The following is a 26,462-nucleotide window of genomic DNA, read 5'->3' on the forward strand; positions in this document are numbered from 1 at the left end:
TCCTTAAAATAACATGAACCAGCTACCGCTTCGTATTTTATCCATCGATGTTTTAAGGGCCATCACCATGTTTCTGATGATCTTTGTAAACGATGTTGCAGGTGTAAAACATATTCCCGAATGGATAGAACATGCACCTGCCGATGCCGACTGGATGGGCTTTTCGGACCTGATTTTTCCGGCTTTCCTGTTTATCGTTGGACTTTCACTACCATTTGCCATTCAGAGCCGAAAAGATAAGGGTGCCGGTTTGCTCTCTGTTTCGGGTTATATTGCTTTAAGGGCATTGGCCTTAATTGTAATGGGCTTTTTTCATGTTAATTTAGAAAATTACGACGGGCACTCTGCTTTGTTGTCTTATTCGGTTTATACCATTCTCATTACGATTGGTTTTTTTCTCGTGTGGTTAGATTATCCTTCAACGAGCTCTAAATTAAAAAAGAACGGATTTATCGCCCTCGGCATCATATTAATTGCAGTATTGGCATTGCTTTACAAAGGTGGTTCGGCAGAAAAACCTGAAACTTTAAAACCACACTGGTGGGGGATTCTTGGGATTATCGGTTGGGCTTATCTCGTTTCGGCTTTTGTATATCTTTTTTCAAAAGGAAATATTCTGGTACTTATGCTGGCCTTTGTTGCATTTGCCGCCATCAATATTACTTCGCACATGGGCATTTTTCAACACCACTTATGGATCATTGGCGATGCTTCTTCCATCACGCTGATGATGGGCGGTGCACTGGTTACCTCGATGTATAAAAAACTGATCGGTAATAAAAAATACCTCGATTTCTGGATCATGATTATATTTTATGGTTTATTATCCTTTGCTTTTGGCATGTTTGTCAGGCCGTATGCTGGAGGAATTTCTAAAATTTATGCCACTCCGGCCTGGGTATTTGTATGCATGGGCATTACCATTCTGGTTTTCGCATTGTTGATTTATATTGTGGATGTAAAACATAAAAAAAACTGGTTTAAAATCATCAAACCTGCTGGTACCAGTACCCTAACCTGTTACCTTATCCCATATTTATTGTACTCGCTCTTCCATTTAGTTCATTTCCACTTTCCGCATTTCCTGAGTTCGGGCATTGGTGGCATTATCAGGTCCTTTTTTATTTCCTTTTTGGTGATCGGGATCGTGTACTTTTTAGAAAAGAAAAAATTACGGTTAAAAGTTTAATTTCAAGATACATGTTAAAGTTAGTTAGATACCTGTTTTTATTTATTGTGCTGATATGCAGTCAGTTGTTGTTTGCGCAACAATCTGTTCGTTTAAACAATAATTGGGAGTTTGTAAAACAAGATCTCGGCGGCGTTTGGGAAGCTGTGCGCCCTGTTGGTGTGGGCAATCCTGAGGCTGTACCACTCTGGCAGAAAGTAACATTGCCACATTGTGTAAATGCAGAAGATGCCGTTGATCCTGATGTAAACTATTATCAGGGACCAGTCTGGTACCGTACGCAGCTTAAAATCGATAATCCTTACCAAAACGGAAGAACGATTTTGCATTTCGAAGGTGCCGGACAAAAAACAGAAGTTTACGTGTACACCACCAAAGTAGGTACGCATGTTGGCGGGTACGACGAATGGACCGTTGATATTACCGATGCTGTAGCTGCTTTCAAAAAAACGGATGTTTATCAAAAACAGTTTAAAGGTAAAGTGCCGGTTTCAGTAAGAACCGATAATTCGAGAGACCTCGAAATGATCCCTTCTGATCTTTCAGATTTTAATATTTATGGTGGAATTTACCGTTACCTCAACCTCGTTTATGCCCCTTCGCTTTCAGTTGATAAAATGTTTGCCAAGGCTGAAGTAGATGCGCAAGGTAAATTGGGGAAATTAAGTGTTAAAACCCGCTTATATAATCCTTCGGGCATTAACGAAGCCATCGTGCAGCTTAAACTGGTTGATGCTGCTGGTAAAATTGTAGCCAAAACAGAGAAAAAACTTAGTAGTTTAACTGGCGATATCGATTTATGGTCGTTAGAAGTGAAAAAACCGCAATTATGGTCAACCGATAAACCTCTTCAGTATACCTTACAATATGAAGTAATCGCTTCAACAGGAAATTACAAAGGAGAAGAAAAAATTGGTTTCCGCCATATCGAATTCGTGGAGAAAGGACCATTTAACCTCAACGGAAAACGTTTGTTGTTACGCGGAACGCACCGACACGAAGATCACGCAGGTGTTGGTGCAGCGATGACGGAAGGTATGATCCGCCAGGAAATGCAGATGATGAAAGATATGGGCGTTAATTTTATCCGTTTGGGGCATTATCAGCAATCACGTATCGTGTTAAACCTTTGCGATAGTTTGGGTATTTTGGTGTGGGAAGAAATTCCATGGTGCCGCGGTGGTTTAGGTGGCGATATTTACAAACAACAGGCAAAAAGAATGCTCACCAATATGGTTGAGCAGCACTATAACCATCCTGCCATTATTATTTGGGGCCTCGGCAACGAAAACGACTGGCCGGGCGATTTCCCGGAATTTGATAAGGAAAAAATCAGGACTTTTATGAAAGAACTAAACGATCTTTCACACCAATTGGATCAATCGCGTTATACTGCCATCCGCCGCTGCGATTTCTGCAGCGATATTGTAGATGTGTATTCGCCATCTATATGGGCAGGTTGGTACCGTGGTGCCTACACTGATTATAAAAAAGCATCAGAAGATGAATTTACCAAAGTTAAACGCTTTTTGCACGTAGAGTGGGGCGGCGATAGCCATGCCTTGCGCCATTCAGAAAATCCTGATAAAGCTTTAAGCAAAATCAAAACAGGTGGCAGTGCCGACGAAAGGGCAGGTGATGCCTCATTGTACGGGGGAGCAGCAAGGATCTCGAAAGATGGCGACTGGAGCGAATCTTACATCGCCAATTTAATCGACTGGCATTTAAAAGAACAGGAAACCATGCCCTGGTTAAGTGGTACAGCATATTGGCCTTTTAAGGATTTTTCTACCGCAATACGTCCGGATAACCCTGTGCCTTATGTAAACCAGAAGGGAGTAGTAGAAAGGGATTTTACCAAAAAAGAATCTTATTATGTTTTCCAGTCATACTGGACGGAAAAACCGATGGTCCATATTTACGGACATACCTGGCCGGTACGCTGGGGTGATGAAGGCGAAGAAAAAATGGTTAAAATATATTCGAACTGTAGCGAAGCCGAAATTTTTCTGAATGGTAAAAGTTTTGGAAGCAAAAAACGCAACAGTCAGGATTACCCTGCAGCAGGTCTGCGCTGGAATCTTCCTTTTGTAAAGGGTGAAAATACCGTTAAAGTAATCGCTAAAAAAGGAAAAGAAACCGTAACTGACGAAATTAAATTTAACTACCAGACCGAAAAATGGACCAAACCTGCTAAATTGGAACTAAAGAAAATTGATCAGCAGGATGACGTGGCTACCATTGAAGTAAAGCTTTTTGATGATAAAGGGGTACAATGTTTAGATGCCATTAACTGGATAACCTTTGGTTTAACCGGAGATGGTAAATTAATTGATAATCAGGGTACTTCTTCCGGATCGCGTAAAGTACAGGCTTACAATGGAAGAGCCATTATTAAGGTGAGGTTAAATAAAGGACAGAGTGCAGTTTCCGTAAGTTCAGAAGGTTTAAAAACAGTTTTTACAACATTATAACAGCTAACCAAGAAAAATATAAACCAATGAAAAAAACCATCCCTTATGCATTATTGCTGCTGCTCTGTTTTACCGGAACAGCCGATGCATCCTCAAAGCCCGGTCCGAAAGAAACGGATTTAAAAAAACAGGCAGAAGTGCTGTTAAAGAAGCAGATTTTGGCAGAGGCTGCCTGGGCCATGCAACAAGAACCCATTACGGTTACTGCTTCATCTTCGCCGCGAAGTGCGGGTGGAAAACATGATTTCTTCTCAGAAGCAGATTATTTCTGGCCTGATCCTCAAAACCCTGATGGCCCATACATCAACAGGGATGGAATGACCAATCCTGATAACTTTTTAGCGCACCGTAAAGCCATGGTGCGTTTCAGTAAGATTATTGGCGCTTTAGCCTCTGCTTACAAAATTACCGGCGACGAAAAATATGTGAAAGAAGCTGTTAAACATTTTCAGGCATGGTTTATCAATTCAGAAACGCTGATGAACCCTAACCTGCTTTTTGCACAGGCCATAAAAGGACGTTTTACTGGCCGTAACTACGGCATTATCGATACCATCCACCTTATGGAAGTGGCGCAGGGTGCCCTGGTGATGCAAAAGGCCAAAGCTTTCGATCCTGAAACGGCTAAAGGCATTAAAAAATGGTTTGCCGATTATACGTTATGGTTAAATACGAGTAAACCAGGCATCCAGGAGAAAACCGTTAAAAACAACCATGCCACCTGCTGGGCCATGCAGGTAGCTTCGTTTGCCAAACTTTGTGGCGACGAAAACATGCTCGATTCTTTGCGTACCAGCTATAAAACCATCCTGCTGCCAAACCAGATGGGTGCTGATGGTAGTTTCCCGTTAGAAATTGCCCGTACAAAGCCTTATGGTTATTCGATCTTTAACCTTGATGCGATGACCATGCTCTGCCAGATTTTATCTACCCCAAAAGATAACCTTTGGAACTTTGAAACTGCCGACGGTAAATCCATCAAAAAAGGGATCACTTATCTGTATCCGTTTATTGCCGATAAAAGCAAATGGACCTTACAGCCCGATGTAATGTACTGGGAGAACTGGCCGGTTGCACAACCGTTTTTATTATTTGGTGCGGTAGAGTTTAAACAGGCAAACTGGTACCAAACCTGGGCAAAATTAGATCACAAACCACAAGTAGAAGAAGTAATTAGAAATTTACCTATCCGTAACCCAATAATCTGGTTATAACATGAACATAAAATTCACCCTCACGGCATTAAGTATGCTGTCTTTCAGTGTTGTTAAAGCACAGCAAGTTAATGTTGCAAAGGCTTTTGCATCAGCTGCCAAACAAACCGATGTACTCATTAAAAATGTAGATTCGGCCCGGAAATTAAAGCCAAACCTGGTCTCGCCACGTACGGTAGAAAACGGCCAGTTTAAAATGGTGGTTTCTAAAGATTGGACAAGTGGATTTTTTCCGGCAGAGCTTTGGTATTTCTATCAATACACCAAGGATAAAAAATGGCTTGAACTGGCCAAAAAATATACCGAAGACATTAAAAAAGAACAATTTAATAAAGGAACACACGATCTGGGTTTCATGATCTATTGCCCTTTTGGCAACGGCTTCCGTTTAACCAATGATCCCGCTTACAAAGCAGTAATTGTCCAGGCGGCAAAATCATTGTCTACCCGGTTTAATGCAACTGCAGGTGTAATTAAATCGTGGGACCATAACGGCGATAAATGGAAATATCCGGTAATTATCGATAACATGATGAACCTTGAATTGTTATTTGAAACCACGAAATTAACAGGCGATTCATCTTTTTATAAAATTGCTGTAAAACATGCCAACACTACATTAAAAAACCATTTCAGACCTGATTTTAGCTCTTACCATGTGATTGATTATGATACTTTAAACGGCAATGTACGCCAGAAGGTAACTGCACAGGGTTATGCAAACGAATCGGCATGGGCACGTGGACAGGCATGGGCATTGTATGGTTATACCATGTGTTACGTTGAAACCAAAAATAAAGCATATTTGGCTCAGGCTGATGGTATTGCGGGTTTTATCTTAAACAGTAAAATAACTCCGGCAGATGGTATTCCATACTGGGATTATAATGATCCTAAAATTCCGGACGTTTCGCGTGATGCCTCTGCTGCTGCAATTACGGCATCTGCACTTTATGATCTGGCAAAATACAGTGACAATGGCAGAAAATATAAAGCAGCTGCCGATAAAATTTTATATTCTTTAAGCACAAAATATACGAGCAAACCTGGTGGTAACTATGGTTTTATTCTGGAGCATAGTACTGGTCATCGTCCGGCTAAATCGGAGGTAGATGTGCCGATTAATTATGCGGATTATTATTACCTGGAAGCTTTATTAAGAAAAAAGAAAATGGATGATTTCATATATAATTAAGCAATAAACAGTTATGCAGAAATGTTCGGAAACAAATCTGTTATAAGCTGCTAATTTTGAAATTTTATAGTGCAAATGATCGATTTATTCGGAAATTGTACCGCTGATAATAGCAAAAACGTCGCTCAGGCGACGAAATTAAATAAATATATTGTAATGAAACAAAATCTGAGCATCCTATTGGTTTTGGCAACTGCATTTACTGCGGCCGCACAGAACAAAAAAGCCACAAAACCGGTACAATCCTATACCGTAGCCAATAAAAAAGTAACCGTTTATACCACTGCCGAAAAGTCAGAATACCGCATCAGTAAAACTGAAACCTTAAATTTCGTTGAAAATAAACAACCTTTTGAAACAGAGCCATGTATCTTTGTAGATCCAACGGTTAAATATCAAACTTTGGTGGGCATTGGTGGTGCACTTACCGATGCTTCTGCCGAAACATTTGCCAAGTTATCTAAAAAGAACCAGCAGGAACTTTTAACCGCTTACTACAGCCCCGATAAAGGGATCGGTTATACTTTGGCCCGTACCAATATTGCCAGCTGCGATTTCTCGAGCGGAAGTTACACCTACGTTCAGGATAACGATGCAGCCCTTAAAACCTTTAGCGTGGCACACGATGAGCAATTTAAAATTCCTTTGATTAAACAGGCCACGGCAGCTGCTGGTGGTAAACTTCCTTTGTTTGTGAGTCCCTGGTCGCCACCTGCCTGGATGAAAGATAATAACAGCTTGATTCAGGGCGGACATTTATTGCCTGCCTTCCGTCAGAGCTGGGCCAATCACTATGTGAAATTTATTAAAACTTACGAAGCGATGGGCATTCCGATCTGGGGTTTGAGCGTACAGAACGAGCCCATGGCTAAACAAAAATGGGAATCGTGTGTATTTACCGCCGAAGAGGAACGCGATTTTATTAAAAACTTCTTAGGTCCAACTTTACAGAAATCAGGTCTTGCTTCAAAAAAACTAATTGCATGGGACCATAACCGCGATCAGATTTTTCAAAGGGCAAGCACTATTTTAAATGATAAAGATGCTGCCAAATATGTTTGGGGTATTGGTTTCCACTGGTACGAAACATGGACAGGCAGTGGCATGCAGTTTGGCAATGTAAAACAAACTCATGAAGCTTATCCCGATAAAGCGCTCATTTTTACCGAAGGCTGCAAGGAAAAATACGATGTAAATAAATTAGACGACTGGACTTTAGGAGAGCGTTACGGTTACTCGATGATTAACGATTTTAATGCCGGTACAGCCGCATGGACAGACTGGAATATCCTTTTAGACGAAAAAGGCGGACCAAACCACGTGGGTAACTTTTGTTTCGCGCCTGTACATGCCGATACTAAAAATGATAAACTGATTTATACCAATGCTTATTACTATATGGGCCATTTCTCAAAATTCATCCGTCCGGGTGCTAAAAGGATTGGTGCTGCATCTAGTCGCGATAAACTCCAATCAACAGCCTTCTTAAATACCGATGGCAAACTGGTGGTAGTGGTAATGAACCAATCAGACGATAAATTAAAATACAGTTTATGGATTAAAGGCGAGGCTGCAACAACAACCAGCTTGCCGCACTCTATAACAACATTGGTAGTAGAATAACTAAATTAACTAAACAAATGATAAAAGAAGTAGAAAGCCTGTTTTCACTAAAAAACAAGGTTGTGGTGGTTACGGGCGCTACAGGTGTTTTAGGCGAGGCTTTTGTTAACGGATTGTGTGCTGCAGGTGCTACAATCGTTGTAATTGGTAGAAACGAAGATGCGGCCAAACAAAGGGTAGCCGATGTAACCAATGCCGGTGGAAAGGCCATTTATATTATTGCAGATGTGCTGGATGAGCAGAACCTGCTCAATGCGAATGAAACCATTATCAAAGAATTTGGCCGGATAGATGCCCTGGTTAATGCGGCAGGTGGAAATGTAGCCGAAGCAGTTATCCAGCCGGGAAGTGATATTTTCGATCTTAATATTTCAGCCTTAAAACAGGCATTCGACCTCAATTTGTTCGGCACCATGTTGCCTACCCAGATTTTCGGTAAAGAAATAGCCAAAAACGGCGGCAGTATCGTAAATATTTCGTCGGTTTCTGCTAACCAGGCCATTACGCGCGTATTAGGTTACTCATTAGCCAAAACATCAATAGATTGTTATACCAAATGGATGGCTGTTGAACTGGCAAACCGTTACCAGGACAAAATCAGGATCAATTCAATTGTTCCCGGATTTTTTATCACTAACCAAAACCGGGCATTGCTTACCAATGCAGATGGCAGCTTAACCGCAAGGGGAGAAGCCATTATCTATAAAACACCATTTAAACGTTTCGGAGATCCCGAAGAATTAATCGGTGCATTGGTATATTTGCTTAGCGATGCCTCTAAATTTGTAAACGGCGAAAATATTAAAGTTGATGGTGGCTTTACTGCATTTTCGGGAGTATAACTAAAAGTTAATCAGTGTAATCACCTTATTGTTGTAATCAATTAATCTGTGTAATCATATATAATGAAGAAGTTAGAACAAACCTGGCGTTGGTACGGACCAAATGATCCGGTAAGCTTACAAGACGTTAAACAGGCCGGTGCTACAGGTATTGTAACCGCGTTGCACCATATTCCACATGGCGAAATTTGGCCTTTGGAAGATATCAAAGAAAGAAAAGCAATTATCGAAGCATCAGGCTTAACCTGGTCGGTAGTGGAAAGTGTACCGGTGCACGAAGCAATTAAAACGCGCAGAGCAGATGCTGATCAGTATATCGAAAACTATAAAACCTCTTTGCGGAACTTATCTGCTTGCGGAATTAAGATTGTGTGCTACAATTTTATGCCGGTACTCGACTGGACACGTACACAACTGGATCTCGAAATGACGGACGGATCTAAAGCGCTTTATTTTAACTGGATCGATCTGGCTATTTTCGATTTATATATCCTGAAAAGGGAGGGTGCAGAAGCTGATTATTCGGAATCTATTTTAAAAAGAGCAAAAGATAAACATGCCACTTTATCAGATCAAGATCTGGTTGATCTGCGCATCAACGTGCTCATGGGCATCCCGAACGAAAAAGAAATTGAACTGGAAACTTTGCGTGCCAGTATTAACGAATACAAAGCTATAGGTACGCAGGGGTTAAAAGAAAATTTAAAATATTTTCTTTCTTCAATTGCTGATGTATGTACCGAAGAAGGTATTAAAATGACCATTCACCCAGACGATCCTCCTTATGCGATTTTAGGTTTACCACGTATTGCCAGCACTTTGGAAGATTTTAACTACATCATTAAAGAAGTAGATCAGGCTTTTAATGGTGTTTGTTTCTGCACGGGCTCGTTAGGTGCAGGAATGGATAATAATGCATTAGAGATCTTTAATGCGGTTAAAGAGCGTGTATATTTTGCACACTTACGTAATGTAAAGAAAGATGAAGATGGTAGTTTCTACGAAGCAGATCATTTAGGTGGCGACGTAAATATGTACGAAATCATGAAAGCCATCACCCAAGAGAATGCGTTACGCGATCAAGCAATTCCTTTCCGTCCCGATCATGGTCACCAGATGCTGGATGATTTGGCAAAAGTAACTAATCCGGGTTATTCAGCCATTGGCAGGTTACGCGGTTTAGCTGAATTAAGAGGTTTAGAAATAGGGGTAACAGGGAATTATTAAATATCGTTCTTTAGAGGAATACATTCGTCTTTCATCTCTACTCGTTTTGTCATCCTAAGGGATAATTTTCATAAAAATTAATATGAATGACAGAAGAGTCTTCGCGCAATAATAAGCCGCCAAATTCGTCATTGCAAAAAGGCTTTTTCAGCCGACGAAGCAATCTATCCAGCAAGAATCGTTAGCCAGAAAGATTGCTTCGTCGTTCCTTCTCGCAATGACGACCTTTCTAAATCTGTCAATGGTAGCGTAGTCGAAGGATCTTTTCATGTTTTGTTCAATACTCTCTCCGTCTTTTCCCTGCGATCTCTTTGATTAACCCTGTTAAACCCATAATTTTAACCTACTTTTAATTTGTGGCTTAAAATTTGAGTCCTCTTACATTATGGAAAATAGCAATTATCCCAAAAAGAAGATCTTAACGCCTTCTGTTGTACACGATGATTTACCGGAGGTTAAAAAGCCCGAACATTTAAGGAAAGTACCATTGAATCATGACGATGCACTGCCAGAAAATCCTGAAAGAAATTATCACCACGAAGAATTAAAAAGTGTTACCTCCAGTCACGATGAAATTAGTCATGCCGATGATGATATCTGGAACGGGGAAGACGCCTGATCTGGTTGCATAAAGCTTTTTTAGACGTTTAATCTATACTTTAGCATAAAGAATGCTGGTTAAAAAATCGTTTTTGTAAATTTTTTACCGATAAAATCAATTTTAATTGCTTCGTTCTGAAATACTTATTTGAATTGGGAAAAGCAGCTTCTAAATAGTTTAAAATATATTTTTGCATATTAAATAGAACTTCTATATTTGCAGCTCATTAAAAAATGAGCCTCGGTAGCTCAGTTGGATAGAGCAACGGTTTTCTAAACCGTGGGTCAGGGGTTCGAATCCCTTCCGGGGTACAGCTTAAAGGCTTTCAGTTAAACTGGAAGCCTTTTTTGTTTTTAAGCCACGCCATTTTATCAAACTAAGCGTACCGGCTACGGCACTTCATACTTGAAAATGAAGGCTCAACTCAACTTACCACTCCCTAGTATAACAAAATGATTTTCTACCTTACCAACCCGGTTTTTATGTGTTTCTGGCAGCCTTTAACATTTAACTTACCTTAAGACAGGCATCCTTGTTTTTTTCGGTCTTTAGAAATAATCCAAAGGCAGCCCATCCAGCTTAGTAATGCTGTTGAGATCCCGAGTTCAGGATCGGCAAGGCTCAGCGATGATATTATTGCAAATACAGAAATGGCAGTAGCAGTTGCAAAGGGAAGAATTTTTTTCATGGCAGGGAAATTTTGTATATCGGTATCGATCCAAGAAGTCCAATAATCAATCCATTTATTTACATTTCAGAACCTGATTTTCAATATTTCATTTCTTTGACATTTCTACCAAAATAGTCAGGTTTTTATTTTTGTTGCAATCTTAATCCTGTCGTTCTGTCGCATTCTGGCCTGATTATAAATTATTCAAAAAATCCATATACAACGAAACACTTCTTTCAATCCATTCATCCGATGAATTATATTCTATCCCATAATAAGCAAACAATGGCTTATAATCTGCTTTAACATATTCAAACGAAAGTTCGAATGGGCGGGTAAGCTCTTCTAAAGGGTATTTATAGATTCCGTTTGCGCTAAGTTCCTGTTCATCAACCCCAAGCGAAATAGCCAGAGCAATTTTCTTCCCGCCAACTTTATAGCCACTTTTACTGCCATAGGCCCATCCATAGGTTAAAACTTCATCCAGCCATTTCTTAAGCATAGCAGGTGCATTAAACCAATAATAGGGAAATTGGAATACAATTTTATCGTATTGTTCTATCAGTTTTTGCTCTGCAGCAACATCGATTTTTTCATCAGGATACGCTTCGTACAATTGATGAACATGAAACTGATCTGGAAATTTATGGAGTTCATTAACCCATCTCTTATTCACAATAGAATTTTTCATGTCGGGATGGGTTACTATGATTAATGTTTTCATCTTCTTGATTTTAAAATTATGGTTACAAAAATAAGGCAGCTTACCTAAAAGATGTACATTAGCATCCAATTGTAGGGTACTATAAAAAATGTAAGTAATGTCTAAAATCAAAGAAACCTCAACTAATTTCGCGAATAAACAAGCATTGGCAGACGAATGTCCGGAAGTTTATGCGGCCAACATTATCGGCGGACAATGGGCCATTGTTATCTGTTCGTGGTTAATTAACGGAAAACTCAGGTTTGGTGAGCTAAAAAAACGATTACCAAACATTACTGAAAGGATGCTGACTTTGCAGCTTCGTAAACTTGAAGAAAATAAAATCATTACACGTACGGTTTATGCCGAAGTACCACCCAGGGTAGAATACGAACTTACGCCGATTGGTTACGAACTTAAACCCATTATTAAACTGCTTGAAAGTTGGGGAGAAAAACACAAAGCTTTAGATGAAGAAAAGCAACCTGCAATTTAATTTGGACTTGATTTTTTTGAAACGGATATTATCTTTGCAAAAAAAAATCTTTTAATACGGGATGTAGCGTAGCCAGGTATCGCGCCAGCATGGGGTGCTGGAGGTCGGAAGTTCGAATCTTCTCATCCCGACTTAATAACAAAGGCCCTTTCGGGCCTTTTTCTTTTTAACGTGGTGGATTGGTTTTACGCATGGTATCGCGTTTCAACGTATCCCGCTTGCTCGTGTCTTTTTTAGAGGGCCACGACTTGCTTTTTGCAGGTTTTGTTTTTTCTGTTTTCTTTTTTGTAGTGTCCTGACGGGTTTGCGCAAAACTTGCGAAACTGATGGTACAGGCCAGCAACATCATCATTAACTTTTTCATAGGAGTAGATTTAAGAGTTTAAATACTAATGATATAACATGATGTTTTTTACAAAGGTTTTGAGTTTTTTCATTTTCGCAATAAATAATTTCAGGTTATACCAAACCTGGAATTATTTGAAAACCTTTTTTATCGGATAAACAAAACTTTTTTGGCTAAACCACGCTTTTCTAAATAAAAAGATATGGAAGAATTGATCAGGCAACTGAAAACATTTTTAGGTAACAGTGCCCGGGCCATTAAGGTTAAAGGACCCGCAGAAATAGATATTGTAGTTAATGAGAACGAAAACATTGAGGCTTTGTTGGCCCGTTTACAGGCCCACATAATCGAAATTGTTGATGAAAATACTTTGGGAAAAATAAATCTCGTATCACCTGATGGGGAACTGAAAGAAAGTTTTTCCTTAAACCAATAACCTTATCTTACAGATGACGCAGACCGATACCAGCCGACGCACAATAGGTTTAAACTTTTTAGAAGATGGAAGCGCAGAAATACGGCTATGGGCACCCTATACTTCAAAAGTATTTCTGGTGACCAAAAATATCGTTTCACCTATACAAATGGAGCAAGAGGAATTTGGCTACTGGTTTATTCAAACCGACGAGATAAAACCCGGAGATGAATATGGTTTTGAGATCTGGAATGAAAAAAAGAAAGAAAAATACACTTCAAATCCTTCTAAACTGCGAAGAGCCGATCCCGCTGCATTATTTTTTAAAAATGGAATTGGTGAATTTTCCACCGCCTACAATACAAATAGTTTTAAGTGGACCGATCAAAACTGGAAAGGATTGGCCCAAAAAGAATACATCATTTACGAACTTCATACAGGAACCTTTACAACGGAAGGGGATTTTAAAGCAATAGAAACTAAACTCGATTATTTGCTTGATTTAGGCATTACTGCTATCGAAATTATGCCTGTTGCGCAGTTTCCGGGCGAAAGAAACTGGGGATACGATGGCGTTTTCCCTTTCGCCGTTCAAAACAGTTATGGCGGTCCGGAAGCTTTACAGCACCTGGTAAATGCCTGCCATAACAATGGACTTGCCGTGATATTGGATGTTGTGTATAACCACATGGGGCCAGAAGGCAATTTTTTTAATGATTTCGGTCCTTATTTTACCGACAAATACCATACGCCATGGGGATCGGCCATTAATTTTGATGATGCAGATGCGGATCCTGTACGCCATTATTTTATTGAGAATGCTTTGATGTGGTTCAGGGATTTCCATATAGATGCGCTGAGGCTCGATGCGGTGCATGCCATAAAAGACCTTGGTGCAAAGCACATTCTGGCGGAAATTAAAAAATATACCGATCAGCTTTCTTCTTCTACAGGTAAAAGCCACCAGCTTTTTGTAGAACTCGATCTGAACGATAACCGATATATCAACCCTTTAAATAAAGGTGGCTATGGCATGGACGGACAGTGGGTTGACGAATTTCACCATGCGCTCCGTGTAACAGCCGGACAGGAGAAAAACGGTTATTATGCTGATTTTAACGGGATTGAACATCTTGCAAAATCATATGAAACCGCTTATGTGTACGACGGACAGTATTCGCCACACCGGAGAAAAACTTTTGGAGCAGAGGCAAAAGAAAATGGCGGAGAACAGTTTATCGTTTTTTCTCAAAACCACGATCAGGTTGGCAACCGGATGCTCGGCGAAAGAACCAGCACTTTATTAAGTTTCGAAATGGTAAAACTCCTTGCCGGGGCAGTGTTCTGTAGCCCTTATTTACCACTGATCTTTATGGGCGAAGAGTATGGCGAAGAAAATCCTTTTCAGTTTTTTATAAGCCACACCGATAAACAACTGGTAGAAGCGGTTAGGAAAGGAAGAAAAGCCGAATTTGCAGCTTTCCACCATTCAGAAGATACACCTGATCCACAAAGTGAGGCTACTTTTAACCGCTCTAAACTCAACTGGGATAGTTTGAACGAACACAAGCACAAACTGTTACTGGATTATTATAAAACATTAATTCAATTAAGAAAAAGCAACACTGCGTTAAATCATTTAAACCGTAACCAGGTTAAGGCAAAAGCCATTACAGATCAAAATTGTTTAATCTTAAACCGTTGGCACGACAAGCAAAAAATTACCTGTTTACTGAACTTTTCCGGTCAGCAACAACAGCTTTCCATACCCGGTTTATCTAACCTGGAAATCCTGCTCAATTCTGACAGTGTGCAATGGGGAGGCGCAAACAAAGAAATACCATCAGTTTCTGATCAGGGCCACATTACCATTAATCCCGAAACCATTTTAATTTTTACAAGCGACAACCACAATGTATAATCCCAAGTCTACCTACCGTATCCAGTTTAATAAAGAGTTTAACTTTAAATCGCTTGATCATATTATCCCTTACCTCGAAAATTTAGGGATTGAAACCCTCTACGCATCACCGATTTTCGAGGCATCGCCGGGAAGTACCCATGGTTACGATGTGGTTAATCCTTTAAAAATCAATCCTGAAATCGGCACCGAAAAAGAATTGTTAGCCATTAGTAAAAAACTAAAAGCAGCAGGCATTAACTGGCTACAGGATATTGTACCGAACCACATGGCATTTCATGCTGATAATGCATGGTTAATGGACGTGCTGAAAAATGGAGAAAAATCTCAGTACGCCACATTTTTCGACATCGATTATACTGAAAAGTTAATGGTTCCTTTTTTGGGAGAAGATCTGGACAATGCCATTTCCAACTCAGCTATACAGGTAACAAAAACGGATCAGGATTATGCTTTAAGGTATGGAGATAGCAAATGGCCGGTTAATGCTGCCGGCTTAAGCTTTATTGAAAAAAATGGTTTAGAGCAAATCAATAAAAATCAGGACCATTTAAAAAAACTGGTCGATTTACAACATTATCGCCTTTGCAACTGGCAGGAAACGGATAAAAAGATCAATTATCGGCGATTTTTCACGGTAAATAGCCTCATTTGTTTAAATATTCAAAATCCTGAAGCTTTTGCAACTTACCATCAATACATCTTAAAATTGGTAGAAAAAGGCATATTTCAGGGTTTAAGAATTGATCATATCGACGGGCTTTACGATCCTGAAGCTTATCTCGGTGAGTTGAGAAAGCATGCAGGCGATGATATTTATGTAGTGGTAGAAAAAATATTGGCCCGTAACGAAGAAATGCCAGCCAAATGGGAAGCACAGGGTAATACCGGCTACGATTTTCTGGCCATGAGCAATAACCTGTTTACCAATAAAACCGCAGAAAAGCCATTCAACAAGCTTTATCAGGAAGTTACCGGTAAAAAGCAGGATCCTGCAAAACTGATGCACGAAAAGAAAACCGCTATTTTATACCAGCACATGCATGGCGAACTGGATAATCTTTTTAACCTGTTTGTGAAATCGAACCTGGTTGATCATGAACGTATCCTTTCTGTTGGTGAAGAAAAAATTAAACACGCGTTAGGCGAAATGCTGATCCAGATGCCTGTTTACCGATACTACAATTATACCTTTCCATTATCTGCGGAAGATTCTGGCAAGATAAAGGATTTATTACGCCCGGTAATAAAGAACCAAAAATTAACTGAAGCAGGCCAGTTACTCGAAGAAGTGCTGTTAATTCTTCCGAACAAGCAAGATAAAACATATAACCAGAAATTACAGGCTTTTTACCAGCGCTGCATGCAGTTTACAGGGCCTTTAATGGCCAAAGGGGTAGAAGATACCCTGATGTTTACCTACAACCGTTTTGTTGGCCATAGCGAGGTTGGCGATGCGGCTGATGCTTTTGGCATAACTGCCGAAGAATTTCATCAGAATATGGTTCAAAGACAATTGAACTGGCCATTGTCTATGAACGGAAGCTCAACACACGATACCAAAAGAGGAGAAGATGTACGGGCAAGATTAAATGTACTTAGCGATATTCCGGAGCGCTGGGCTAAAGTTGTTGATGAACTATTAAAGCTAACAGCGTCGCTGCAACAAAAAACACCTTCGTTTAAATGGTTGCACCAGAATGATATTTACCTCATCCTTCAAACTATTTTAGGGGCACTTACCATGCCGGGCGAAGAGGAAGATGATATGAATGACCGTTTAAGTCAGTACATAGAAAAGGCCTTACGCGAAGCTAAAAAACGTTCTGATTGGGCCGAACCTGATGAAGATTATGAAAATAGTTTAAAAGATTTTGCCCAATTGCTCATGAGTCAGGGGAGCAGAGGGTATCAGATACTTTCAGGTTTTTTAAAAGAGATTGCCGATTTCGCGGTTGTAAACAGTTTATCGCAGTTGCTGTTGAAATTTACCTGCCCGGGCATTCCCGATATTTATCAGGGAACAGAACTTTGGGATCTGAGCCTCGTTGATCCGGATAACCGCAGGGCTGTAGATTACCAGAAAAGAGTCGGTTTTATAGCTGATCTTGAAGATTCGACACCCAAAAATCTTTGGCAGCAGCGTTATTCGGGTAAAATAAAGCTATGGCTTACCAAAACGCTTTTAGAGATTAGAAAAGGGAATCATGCGCTTTTTGAAAAAGGAGATTATATTCCGTTAACAGTTCAGGGGAAATATCGTAAAAATATTTTTGCTTTTGCCCGGAAACTGGAGCAACAGTGGATTGTAGTGGCCGTTCCGTTGGGATTGGCTTCACTAACCCAAACCATATCCGATAAGCCCTTTGACTGGCTCAATACGGAGATTTTACTCCCTCAAAATGCACCAACTTCCTGGCAGGAATTGTTATCAGCGCAATCTGCCGTGAAAGATTTTTTAACTGAAGGGATTCAGGTCAATCAGTTGTTTACTGAAATTCCTTTGGCCATCATTGCGCTAAAAGAGAAGAAACCTGAACGATCTGCAGGCATTTTAATGCACATCACTTCTTTGCCTTCATCATTTGGTATTGGCGATCTGGGAGCCGACGCTAAACAATTTGTTGATTTTCTTTCTGCTTCAAGACAACGTTACTGGCAGATTTTGCCGCTTAATCCGACAAAGGCAGAAAACGGACATTCGCCTTATTCGAGCAATTCGGCTATGGCAGGCAATGTATTGCTGATTAGTCCCCGGTATTTAAAAGAGGATGGGTTACTTACCGAAAATGAACTGGAAAAGGCCACGCTTCCATTTACCGATCAGATCGATTTTAAAGCAGTAGAAAAATCGAAAATTAAATTACTCAGGCAGGCGTATAAACGATTTATAAAAAGTGAGCACCAGGCACTGCAAATGCAATATCAGGATTTCTGTAACAAAGAAAAAGACTGGCTGGATGATTTTGCCATTTATGCTGCGGTAAAAGAACACCATCAACAGTTAGAATGGTACCACTGGCCGGATACTTATAAGAAAAAAGACCGCAAAACCATTGAAAGTTTTAGTAACACCAATGCCCAGGAAATTGATGAAATTAAATGGCAACAATTTATCTTTTACAAACAGTGGACGCAGTTAAAACAATATGCCAACCAGAATGGCGTAGAGATGATCGGTGACCTTCCATTTTATGTAGACCGCGATTCTGTTGAAGTATGGGCCCATCCCGAACTTTTTAAACTCGGCGCTAATCTTAATCCTGAAAAAGTTGCCGGTGTTCCGCCCGATTATTTTAATGAGAAAGGGCAGCTTTGGGGGATGCCAGTTTTTAACTGGGAGCGGATGAAAGCTGAAGGATTCACCTGGTGGATAAAACGTTTGAAGAAAAATATAGAACTATTCGATTTAATCCGTCTTGATCATTTCAGGGCTTTTTCTTCCTTTTGGGAAATTCCGGCAGGAGACACAGATGCCACCAACGGTAAATGGGTAAAAGGACCTGGAGCCGGTTTTTTTGAAACGGTTAAGAATGCACTGGGCGAACTGCCCTTTATTGCTGAAGATTTAGGTGAAATCTCGGACGATGTTGATCTGTTGCGAAAAAGCCTCCGGTTTCCGGGGATGAAGGTTCTTCAGTTTGCTTTTGGAGAAGACCTGCTGGCCTCGCCGCATATTCCGCATAACTTCGATTCAACAAACTGCATTGTATATAGCGGAACACATGATAATAATACGGTTAAAGGCTGGTTTATAAGCGAAATGAACGTTAAGGCTAAAGAAAGGTTAAATTTATATGCGGGCTTTAAAGTTAATGAGCAGAATGTAAACGAAGTCATGGTTAAAACAACCTACGCTTCTATCGCTAAAACAGCCATTTTGCCGGTGCAGGATATTTTAGGTTTAGGTGAAGATACCCGCATGAATACTCCCGGAAGCATGGAACGCAACTGGCTGTGGCGCTTAAAACCGGAAAAGTTAACCGCCGCACTAACAAACTGGCTTAAAAAACAGACAGAAATGTATGGGAGGAGCATTTAAACTGCAATATTCTTTTGGGTTGTGTTTTGAATTAAACAATTTTTTAGCGAAACATGTCTTTATTAAAAAAACATCACTATGAAAAATACAATTATTTTAATACACGGCATGTTCCAGAATCCAAAAAGCTGGGAAAACTGGATTTCTTTTTTTGAATCAAAAGGATATGATGTAATTGCACCGGCTTGGCCATTGCACGAAGGTGAGCCCGCTGCATTAAGGCAAAATCCGCCTGCAGGCTTAGGCACACTGGAACTCGATACCATTATTACAGCCATCGAAACGCTGATTTACGGTTTGCCTGAAAAACCGATTGTTATCGGTCATTCTGTTGGAGGCTTAATTACACAGATTTTGGTTAACCGGGGCCTTGCTAAAATTGGGGTGGCCATCAGTTCTGTAGCACCAAACAGTATGGTTACTTTCGATTGGTCGTTCATTAAAAATGCCGCAACCATTGCCAATCCATTTAAAGGCGACGAACCGATTTATATGGACGAGGAAACTTTCCTTGGTGCTTTTGCCAATACTTTATCAGAAGCGGAGAGCAGATTAGCTTATGATGAAACGGCTACGCACGATAGCCGTAATGTATTCAGGGATTGTATGGGCAGTTCGGCACAAATTGACGTAGAACTTCCGCATGCACCGCTATTATTTATCGGTGGCGAAGAAGATAAAATCTGTCCGGCCGATCTGATTAACAAAATCGCCAAAGCTTACACTGACGAGGGAAGCGCAACTGCCGTGGAGATTGTACCCGGCAAAAGTCATTTTATCTGCAACGAGCCCGGCTGGGAAACCATTGCTGCAAGCATCGAAAACTGGATCGCGCAACGTCCTGAAACAAATATTTCAGATCCCATTGTAGCGCATTATCAGTAAGTTTTTACCGAAAAATGAGTAAAATGCCTTTCTTTTACATCCAGATATTGTTTTTTAATAGAATTGTTTAGTTTTGCGGCCCGTATATTGCTTACGGAAAGAAAACAAAGTATAACCTGGATCGTAAAAGATCCCAATTAAAAACAATTATGGACAAATTTAAAAAAGTACAGGAAGTTATCGCTTCAGTTGAAGCTGATGTAGCTAAATTTTATGATGGTGGTAACGCTGCAGCAGGTACACGTGTACGTAAAGCTATGCAGGATTTAAAAGTACTGGCTCAGGAAATCAGAGCTGAAGTAACTGAAAAGAAAAATACTGCAAAATAGTTAAACCGCATTTTCGCATATAAAGCTTCTGGCAATAGCCGGGGGCTTTTTTTATTTTTTGGATGTGTTAATTGGTCTTTACCTGTGTGACCAGCTAATTCTCCCAGGATATGCATTATCTCATATGCTAGATAAATCTGGCTTATATTTTCTTATATGTTCAATTTGTAGCTGTAATTATCTGTTTCAACTGCTTGATTCTCTGATTATTTGCCTGCTGAAATTTTTTACCACGCTTTATGCATATTTTTTGACTAATGTCAATTACAATCACCATTTGCGGTTAACTACTATTAAAGGATAGTATTAATTTTGTTGCACATGAATTTGATTGTCTGTCCGTTCATGTAAGTAGGATTTGTTTAACTTGTGATGACTTTAAGCAAAGGAAAGGGCGAACATGCAAATGTTTGCCTTTTTTTGTGCTTTCTTCATGCCTGCGCACTTATAATTTATTTACTTTTGCAGTCCTGAGCTTAAATGATGGGTGTAAATATGGCGGAAGCAACAAATGAGCAAATAGCAATAAAGGCAACTTACTTCAGTATTATTGGTAATACGTCTTTAGCCCTGATAAAAGGCGCCGCCGGGATTTTTGGTAATTCGTACGCCCTCATTGCAGATGCCATCGAATCAACTGCCGATATTTTTTCCTCAGTTCTGGTGCTTTTCGGTATCAAATATTCCAACCGTCCTGCTGATGAAAACCATCCTTATGGCCATGGCAGGGCAGAACCGCTGATTACCTTTTTAGTAGTTGGTTTTTTGATTACTTCGGCCACCATCATTGCTTACGAGAGTATCGAAAACATACAAACCCCTCATGGTTTACCCAAGCCTTTTACTTTATTTATTCTTGGGGCAATCATCATCTGGAAAGAAATTTCTTTCCGCCTGGTAATGAAAAGAAGTAAAGAGACCAACAGTTCTTCCTTAAAAGCAGATGCCTGGCACCACAGGAGCGATGCCATCACTTCTGTTGCTGCCTTTATCGGAATTTCGGTAGCCCTGATTATGGGCAAAGGTTACGAAGCTGCCGATGATTGGTCGGCATTATTTGCTGCGGGTTTTATCCTCTACAACTGTTACCATATTTTCAGGCCGGCTTTGGGCGAAATTATGGACGAAAACATGTACGAAGATATCATAGAGGAAATCAGAAAGGTTGCCATCACCGTACAGGGCATTTTGGGTACCGAAAAATGTTTTATCCGTAAATCAGGGATGAAATATCATGTAGACCTTCACGCCTTGGTTGACGGCAGTCTTTCGGTAACAGACGGACATGAGCTGGCGCACAAACTTCAGGATACCCTCCATCAGGATATCCCCGAACTCGGCAATATTTTAATCCACATTGAACCGGCCGGTCATCGCCATTAATGCCTTTTCAGCTTAAAAGTAACAGATATGATAAATTGATTGCTTGATTTCGAAGCACGCTTGCCTTATATTTGCTCCCGTGAACAAAGTTGTCATCTTTCTGCTGTTCCCGGTCATTGTTTTTAACGCTTCTGTACGTGAAGTGATAAAGGCGCCTCAGTTAATTTCTCATTTTATCCAGCACCATCAGCTCGATGCGCAGATCAGTTTTATTGATTTTCTGGAAATGCACTATTTTGGGCACGATCTGAACGATAATGATGACGAGGAGGACATGAAACTGCCGTTTAAAAAAATAGATGGTCATCACGTAATCTCCATTGCCGTTCCCGCCGAAAGATTTATCCTGTTAAAGGCAGCCTGTTTAAATCTTTTACCAGCCTGTACATTTAGTTACGAACCAAAATACAGTAACCCTACTTTCGGAAGCCTTTTCAGGCCACCAATGGCATCAGCATAATTTCTACTTATTTCTTTTTTTTTCAGGTGAAGTCTTTATGCTCCGCCTGAATATCATGTCGATCCATTTAAAATAATTATTATGTTGAATAAGATTATCGGCTTTTCCGTTCGGAATAAGCTGATTATTGCCTTGTTTGTACTTTCCCTTATTGGCTGGGGTGCGTACGAGGTAACTAAACTCCCTATTGATGCCCTGCCTGATATTACCGATAACCAGGTGCAGGTAATCACCGTTTCGCCTTCACTGGGTGCACCGGATATCGAACGCTTAATTACTTTTCCCATTGAGCAGGCCTGTAGCAGTATTTCGGGACTGAAACAGATTAGAAGCTTTTCCCGTTTCGGGCTTTCGCTGGTCACCATTGTTTTTAACGAAGAAACTGATGTGTACTGGGCACGGCAGCAAATTGCCGAACGCCTGCAACAGGTACAGCAGGAAATTCCACAGGGCATAGGCTCGCCGGCAATGGCACCGGTTTCTACTGGTTTAGGCGAGATTTACCAATATGTGGTGCGCCCTAAAAAAGGCTACGAAGGCAAATACGATGAGCAGGCGCTCCGCACCATACAAGATTGGATTGTAAGGCGGCAGCTTTTGGGCACGCCAGGTGTTGCCGAAGTATCGAGCTTTGGTGGCAGGCTTAAACAATACGAAGTGGCTGTTAAACAAGACCAGCTTAAAGCCTACGGACTTACCATTGCCGAAATTTTTGATGCTTTGGAAAAAAACAACGAAAATACCGGGGGTGCTTATATCGAAAAAGGACCAACCGTTTTGTATATCCGGAGTGAGGGTTTAACTACCAGCCTGAGTGATATCGAAAAAATAGTAGTTAAAACACTGGATAACGGTATGCCCGTATTGATGGGGCAAGTGGCGAAAGTACAATATGGTTCAGCCATTCGTTACGGTGCCATGACTTATAATGCACAGGGCGAAGTTGCCGGAGCGGTGGTGATGATGCTGAAAGGAGAAAATTCATCTGTTGTAGTAAAGCGAGTAAAGGATAAAATTGCCGCCATACAAAAAATGCTGCCCGATGGGGTTGTGGTTGAGCCTTTTCTCGACCGGACTAAAATGGTTGACAATGCCATTAGTACCGTAGAAACCAATTTAATGGAAGGTGCACTAATCGTAATTTTTGTGTTGGTTTTCTTCCTCGGTAATTTACGTGCCGGCTTAATTGTATCGTCGGTAATTCCTTTATCGATGTTATTTGCCATTATTCTGATGAATAAATTTGGTGTTGGCGGTAACCTGATGTCGCTGGGAGCAATAGATTTCGGATTAATCGTTGACGGATCGGTAATTGTGGTAGAAGCCATTCTGCACCGTTTTTCGCACAGTAAACACTTCAGGTCGCTTAATCGTATTAATCAGGATCAGATGGATACCGAGGTTGAAAAATCAACAGGGTCGATGATCAAATCCGCAGTATTCAGTCAGATTATCATCCTGATTGTGTACCTGCCTATCCTTTCACTGGAAGGGATTGAAGGTAAAATGTTCAAACCCATGGCCTGGACAATTGCCTTTGCCATTTTGGGTGCATTTATCCTTTCCATTACTTATGTGCCCATGATGTCGGCGTTATGCCTCAATAAAACCATCAGCCATAAAAAGAACCTCACCGATAAATTAATGGCCTTGCTGGAAAGAAGGTATCAGCCCATATTAAGCAGGGTACTTCAGTTCCCCAAAACGATATTGATTGTTACCGTTTCTCTCTTTGCCCTATCTGTTTTCATAATGGGGACTTTGGGTGGCGAATTTATTCCCCAGTTGGAAGAAGGCGATTTTGCTGTAGAAACGAGGTTATTAACCGGTAGCAACCTGAATAATACCATCGAAACCACACAGAAAGCTTCAAAAATCCTTTTGGAGAAATTTCCGGAGGTACAAAAGATCGTTACTAAAATTGGTAGCGCCGAAGTACCTACCGACCCGATGCCTTTTGAAGCAGGGGATATGATGGTGATCTTAAAACCGAAAAAGGAGTGGACCTCGGCTAAATCTTTCCCCGAGTTGAGCGCCAAAATGACCAAAGCCGTAGAAGTTATCCCGGGCATTACCGTCGGTTTCCAGTTTCCGGTACAGATGCGTTTTAACGAACTGATGACGGGAGCCAGACAGGATGTAGTCTGTAAAATATTCGGCGAGGACCTCGATTCGCTTGCCGGCTATGCTAAACGCCTCGGCAATATTATCGGTACGGTAAAAGGTGCCATTAACGTGTACGAGGAGCAGGTAACCGGAATGCCGCAGGTAGTAATTAAATATAACAGGGATGGCATGGCCAAATACGGCATTAATGTTGGCGATGTAAACCGTGTGGTAAACACCGCCTTTGCCGGACAAATTGCAGGACAGGTTTACGAAGGCGAAAAACGTTTTGATATGGTGGTGCGACTGGATGAAGCCGCCCGGAAAAACATTAAAGATGTAGAAAACCTGATGGTGCTCACCAAATCAGGCAACCAGATTCCTTTAAGTACCGTGGCCAGTATCGAAGAGGTGGAGGGTGTAAACCAGATCCAGCGCGAAGATACCAAACGCCGCATTATTGTGGGTTTTAACGTTAAAGACCGCGATGTACAATCGATAGTAGAAGAATTACAGCAAAAAGCCGGACAGCAGCTTAACCTTTCTAAAGGCTATACCATATCTTATGGCGGTTCTTTTGAAAACATGACGGCTGCAAAATCGCGTTTGGCCATTGTGGTACCCATTGCGCTGTTATTGATTTTCCTCTTGCTCTATTTTGCCTTTAGTTCGGTAAAACAAGGGCTATTGATTTACACTGCCATTCCGCTATCTGCCACAGGAGGCATATTTGCCCTTTGGATGAGGGATTTGCCTTTCAGTATATCGGCAGGGGTTGGTTTTATTGCATTATTCGGTGTTGCTGTACTGAACGGGATTTTACTCGTTACCGAATTTAACCGCCTCAAAAAAGAAGGCTGGGGAGATGTAAAACGCATCGTAATCCATGCTACCAAATCTAAACTACGCGCTGTGTTAATGACTGCTCTGGTACCATCGCTGGGCTTTATCCCGATGGCCATCAGTACCGGTGCCGGTGGTGCCGTTCAAAAACCATTGGCAACTGTGGTAATCGGCGGATTACTGGTTTCCACCCTGTTAACTCTATTCGTTTTACCCATGTTATACATTTTGTTCGAAAAAGGATTCGGTTATTTCAAACCGAAAAGAAAGCTTGCTATTGTTACTTTACTGGCATTATCTGCTGCATTTAGTGCCAATGCGCAGGAGCAGATCAGTTTAAAAGCCGCAATTGATACCGCTGTAAAAAATAATGTATCCTTAAAAGTGGCGCAAACAGAAATTCAGTACTATAAACAACTGGGCAAAAATGCTTTTGATGTGCCTAAAACAGCTGTAACTTTTGATTATGGTAAGTTTAACAGCCTGGCCAACGATAATAAGTTTTCCATTGCACAGAGCTTTGATTTTCCATCGGTTTATTCCAGACAGTACAAAGTAAATAATACCAACGTGCGCATTAGTGAAGCACAGCTGGATAATAAACAGCTTGACTTAAAAACACAGGTTAAATCGGTTTATTACAACCTGATTTTATTGGGCGAAAAACGCAAAATCCTGATCTGGGCCGATAGTGTTTACAGTGCTTTCCAAGAAAAGTCGTCTCAACGTTTTAAATCAGGCGATGTAGATGTACTCGAACTCCGTACTGCCGAAAACCAGAAACAGCAAATCGCAAATCAGCTCGAAATGCTGCAAACAGATTATACTCAACAATTAAACAGGTTTAAGTTCCTGTTAAACAGCGATCGCTTGTTGATTCCTCAGGCAGAAAGTCCGGTATATGGATTTAATCCGGTGGTTAAAGCGGAAATCAATAACAATCCTTTGCTTAAACTTAACGAAGCGCAGTTAACGCTTGCCCAGCAACAAAAATCGGTAGAGAAAAGCAAACTGATGCCTTCGCTGATTTTCGGTTACAACAATTCGAGCATTATCGGTTGGCAAACCAACAGCATGGGTACTGAACAATATTTCGATAAAAATAAAAGATTTTCTTCTTTCAGTTTGGGTTTGGGCATTCCGGTTTTCTTTGGCGTGCAACAATCACGCATCAAAGCCTCAGGCATTGCCGTGCAGCAAAAAAACCAGGAACTGGAACTGATGAAAAAGACCCTTGATGCAGAACTGGAAAATGCGGTTAACCGTTATACACAGCTAGATAAACTCCTAAAATCTTATCAGAAAATTTCACTGGCAAACGCAGGAGATATCATCAGAACGGCTTCCGATAAATTAAATGCTGGGGAAATTGCCTATTTGGATTGGGTGATATTGATCAATCAATCTATACAGCTTAAAGCCGAATATTACGATAAAGTACAGCAGTTTAACGAAGCCGCTTTTGAAATTGAAAAACTCACCGCAACAGATAAATAAC

20 protein-coding genes and 2 tRNA genes are annotated in these 26,462 nt (G+C 40.7%); 19 read left to right on the plus strand and 3 right to left on the minus strand.

The genetic code is table 11. The features are described from left to right. The first annotated feature begins 13 nt into the window (after positions 1-13). The 9 genes from ABD769_RS12470 to ABD769_RS12510 all read left to right on the plus strand — a co-directional run bounded on the left by ABD769_RS12470 (position 14) and on the right by ABD769_RS12510 (position 10,676). Complete coding sequence (locus tag ABD769_RS12470; RefSeq protein ID WP_344851747.1) at positions 14-1,189, plus strand: heparan-alpha-glucosaminide N-acetyltransferase domain-containing protein; 1,176 nt, start codon at positions 14-16, stop codon at positions 1,187-1,189. Between the two features lie 11 nt (positions 1,190-1,200). Further along, positions 1,201-3,663 carry a glycoside hydrolase family 2 TIM barrel-domain containing protein gene (locus ABD769_RS12475; protein WP_344851748.1) on the plus strand — a complete coding sequence of 821 codons (2,463 nt, stop codon included), beginning with the start codon at positions 1,201-1,203 and terminating at the stop codon, positions 3,661-3,663. Between the two features lie 26 nt (positions 3,664-3,689). Next, entirely contained in the window at positions 3,690-4,877 is a 1,188-nt protein-coding gene (locus ABD769_RS12480; RefSeq protein WP_344851749.1) for an alginate lyase family protein, read from the plus strand. 1 nt (position 4,878) lies between these two features. Continuing rightward, entirely contained in the window at positions 4,879-6,072 is a 1,194-nt protein-coding gene (locus ABD769_RS12485; RefSeq protein WP_344851751.1) for a glycoside hydrolase family 88 protein, read from the plus strand. Between the two features lie 156 nt (positions 6,073-6,228). After that, entirely contained in the window at positions 6,229-7,695 is a 1,467-nt protein-coding gene (locus ABD769_RS12490) for a glycoside hydrolase family 30 protein (RefSeq protein WP_344851752.1), read from the plus strand. Positions 7,696-7,712: 17 nt separating this feature from the next. Further along, complete coding sequence (locus ABD769_RS12495; RefSeq protein WP_344851753.1) at positions 7,713-8,537, plus strand: SDR family oxidoreductase; 825 nt, start codon at positions 7,713-7,715, stop codon at positions 8,535-8,537. Positions 8,538-8,600: 63 nt separating this feature from the next. Next, a complete protein-coding gene (uxuA, locus tag ABD769_RS12500) occupies positions 8,601-9,764 on the plus strand; it encodes a mannonate dehydratase (protein ID WP_344851754.1) in 1,164 nt (387 codons plus the stop codon). Between the two features lie 385 nt (positions 9,765-10,149). Further along, positions 10,150-10,383, plus strand: coding sequence for a hypothetical protein (locus ABD769_RS12505; RefSeq protein WP_344851755.1), 234 nt, complete (start codon positions 10,150-10,152; stop codon positions 10,381-10,383). Positions 10,384-10,602: 219 nt separating this feature from the next. Then, a tRNA-Arg gene (locus ABD769_RS12510) sits at positions 10,603-10,676 on the plus strand. A gap of 206 nt (positions 10,677-10,882) precedes the next feature. Here ABD769_RS12510 and ABD769_RS12515 read toward each other — a convergent pair. Beyond that, positions 10,883-11,053, minus strand: coding sequence for a hypothetical protein (locus ABD769_RS12515; protein WP_344851756.1), 171 nt, complete (start codon positions 11,051-11,053; stop codon positions 10,883-10,885). Between the two features lie 175 nt (positions 11,054-11,228). Continuing rightward, positions 11,229-11,759, minus strand: a complete 531-nt coding sequence (locus tag ABD769_RS12520) for an NAD(P)H-dependent oxidoreductase (protein ID WP_344851757.1) — start codon at positions 11,757-11,759, stop codon at positions 11,229-11,231. 97 nt (positions 11,760-11,856) lie between these two features. Here ABD769_RS12520 and ABD769_RS12525 point away from each other — a divergent pair, with 97 nt between their 5' ends. Both ABD769_RS12525 and ABD769_RS12530 read left to right on the plus strand, forming a co-directional pair. After that, entirely contained in the window at positions 11,857-12,234 is a 378-nt protein-coding gene (locus ABD769_RS12525) for a winged helix-turn-helix transcriptional regulator (RefSeq protein WP_344851758.1), read from the plus strand. 57 nt (positions 12,235-12,291) lie between these two features. Further along, positions 12,292-12,365: transfer RNA gene (locus ABD769_RS12530), tRNA-Pro, on the plus strand. 35 nt (positions 12,366-12,400) lie between these two features. Here the strand turns inward: ABD769_RS12530 and ABD769_RS12535 are convergent. Continuing rightward, positions 12,401-12,598: a hypothetical protein gene (locus ABD769_RS12535; protein WP_344851759.1), complete on the minus strand. Its 198-nt coding sequence runs from the start codon at positions 12,596-12,598 to the stop codon at positions 12,401-12,403. A gap of 184 nt (positions 12,599-12,782) precedes the next feature. Here ABD769_RS12535 and ABD769_RS12540 point away from each other — a divergent pair, with 184 nt between their 5' ends. The 8 genes from ABD769_RS12540 to ABD769_RS12575 all read left to right on the plus strand — a co-directional run bounded on the left by ABD769_RS12540 (position 12,783) and on the right by ABD769_RS12575 (position 26,461). Further along, positions 12,783-13,016 carry a hypothetical protein gene (locus ABD769_RS12540; RefSeq protein WP_344851760.1) on the plus strand — a complete coding sequence of 78 codons (234 nt, stop codon included), beginning with the start codon at positions 12,783-12,785 and terminating at the stop codon, positions 13,014-13,016. 13 nt (positions 13,017-13,029) lie between these two features. Next, positions 13,030-14,916: a malto-oligosyltrehalose trehalohydrolase gene (treZ, locus tag ABD769_RS12545; protein ID WP_344851761.1), complete on the plus strand. Its 1,887-nt coding sequence runs from the start codon at positions 13,030-13,032 to the stop codon at positions 14,914-14,916. Continuing rightward, on the plus strand, positions 14,909-18,958 hold the full coding sequence (gene treY, locus ABD769_RS12550; protein WP_344851762.1) for a malto-oligosyltrehalose synthase: 4,050 nt from the start codon (positions 14,909-14,911) through the stop codon (positions 18,956-18,958). The genes treZ and treY overlap by 8 nt, the downstream gene beginning before the upstream one ends. Positions 18,959-19,036: 78 nt before the next feature. Further along, positions 19,037-19,843: an alpha/beta hydrolase gene (locus ABD769_RS12555; protein WP_344851763.1), complete on the plus strand. Its 807-nt coding sequence runs from the start codon at positions 19,037-19,039 to the stop codon at positions 19,841-19,843. A gap of 149 nt (positions 19,844-19,992) precedes the next feature. Then, positions 19,993-20,172 (plus strand): histone H1, encoded by a 180-nt coding sequence (locus ABD769_RS12560; protein ID WP_344851764.1) that lies wholly within the window; start codon positions 19,993-19,995, stop codon positions 20,170-20,172. 495 nt (positions 20,173-20,667) lie between these two features. Next, the gene (locus ABD769_RS12565; RefSeq protein WP_344851765.1) at positions 20,668-21,555 is read left to right on the plus strand and encodes a cation diffusion facilitator family transporter; all 888 of its coding nucleotides are present in this window, start codon (positions 20,668-20,670) and stop codon (positions 21,553-21,555) included. Between the two features lie 79 nt (positions 21,556-21,634). Next, complete coding sequence (locus ABD769_RS12570) at positions 21,635-22,015, plus strand: hypothetical protein (protein ID WP_344851766.1); 381 nt, start codon at positions 21,635-21,637, stop codon at positions 22,013-22,015. An 81-nt stretch (positions 22,016-22,096) separates the two neighbouring features. Beyond that, complete coding sequence (locus tag ABD769_RS12575) at positions 22,097-26,461, plus strand: CusA/CzcA family heavy metal efflux RND transporter (protein ID WP_344851767.1); 4,365 nt, start codon at positions 22,097-22,099, stop codon at positions 26,459-26,461. Position 26,462 lies beyond the last annotated feature (1 nt).

It is taken from the genome of Pedobacter jeongneungensis, assembly GCF_039538295.1.
In the GTDB taxonomy this organism is placed as follows: domain Bacteria; phylum Bacteroidota; class Bacteroidia; order Sphingobacteriales; family Sphingobacteriaceae; genus Pedobacter; species Pedobacter jeongneungensis.

What these genes read in the sequence shown, in the direction of transcription:
- ABD769_RS12470 (WP_344851747.1), top strand. Translation starts at nt 14, where the DNA reads ATGAACCAGCTACCGCTTCGTATTTTATCCATCGATGTTTTAAGGGCC.
- ABD769_RS12475 (WP_344851748.1), top strand. Translation starts at nt 1,201, where the DNA reads ATGTTAAAGTTAGTTAGATACCTGTTTTTATTTATTGTGCTGATATGC.
- ABD769_RS12480 (WP_344851749.1), top strand. Translation starts at nt 3,690, where the DNA reads ATGAAAAAAACCATCCCTTATGCATTATTGCTGCTGCTCTGTTTTACC.
- ABD769_RS12485 (WP_344851751.1), top strand. Translation starts at nt 4,879, where the DNA reads ATGAACATAAAATTCACCCTCACGGCATTAAGTATGCTGTCTTTCAGT.
- ABD769_RS12490 (WP_344851752.1), top strand. Translation starts at nt 6,229, where the DNA reads ATGAAACAAAATCTGAGCATCCTATTGGTTTTGGCAACTGCATTTACT.
- ABD769_RS12495 (WP_344851753.1), top strand. Translation starts at nt 7,713, where the DNA reads ATGATAAAAGAAGTAGAAAGCCTGTTTTCACTAAAAAACAAGGTTGTG.
- uxuA (WP_344851754.1), top strand. Translation starts at nt 8,601, where the DNA reads ATGAAGAAGTTAGAACAAACCTGGCGTTGGTACGGACCAAATGATCCG.
- ABD769_RS12505 (WP_344851755.1), top strand. Translation starts at nt 10,150, where the DNA reads ATGGAAAATAGCAATTATCCCAAAAAGAAGATCTTAACGCCTTCTGTT.
- ABD769_RS12515 (WP_344851756.1), bottom strand. Translation starts at nt 11,053, where the DNA reads ATGAAAAAAATTCTTCCCTTTGCAACTGCTACTGCCATTTCTGTATTT.
- ABD769_RS12520 (WP_344851757.1), bottom strand. Translation starts at nt 11,759, where the DNA reads ATGAAAACATTAATCATAGTAACCCATCCCGACATGAAAAATTCTATT.
- ABD769_RS12525 (WP_344851758.1), top strand. Translation starts at nt 11,857, where the DNA reads ATGTCTAAAATCAAAGAAACCTCAACTAATTTCGCGAATAAACAAGCA.
- ABD769_RS12535 (WP_344851759.1), bottom strand. Translation starts at nt 12,598, where the DNA reads ATGAAAAAGTTAATGATGATGTTGCTGGCCTGTACCATCAGTTTCGCA.
- ABD769_RS12540 (WP_344851760.1), top strand. Translation starts at nt 12,783, where the DNA reads ATGGAAGAATTGATCAGGCAACTGAAAACATTTTTAGGTAACAGTGCC.
- treZ (WP_344851761.1), top strand. Translation starts at nt 13,030, where the DNA reads ATGACGCAGACCGATACCAGCCGACGCACAATAGGTTTAAACTTTTTA.
- treY (WP_344851762.1), top strand. Translation starts at nt 14,909, where the DNA reads ATGTATAATCCCAAGTCTACCTACCGTATCCAGTTTAATAAAGAGTTT.
- ABD769_RS12555 (WP_344851763.1), top strand. Translation starts at nt 19,037, where the DNA reads ATGAAAAATACAATTATTTTAATACACGGCATGTTCCAGAATCCAAAA.
- ABD769_RS12560 (WP_344851764.1), top strand. Translation starts at nt 19,993, where the DNA reads ATGGACAAATTTAAAAAAGTACAGGAAGTTATCGCTTCAGTTGAAGCT.
- ABD769_RS12565 (WP_344851765.1), top strand. Translation starts at nt 20,668, where the DNA reads ATGGCGGAAGCAACAAATGAGCAAATAGCAATAAAGGCAACTTACTTC.
- ABD769_RS12575 (WP_344851767.1), top strand. Translation starts at nt 22,097, where the DNA reads ATGTTGAATAAGATTATCGGCTTTTCCGTTCGGAATAAGCTGATTATT.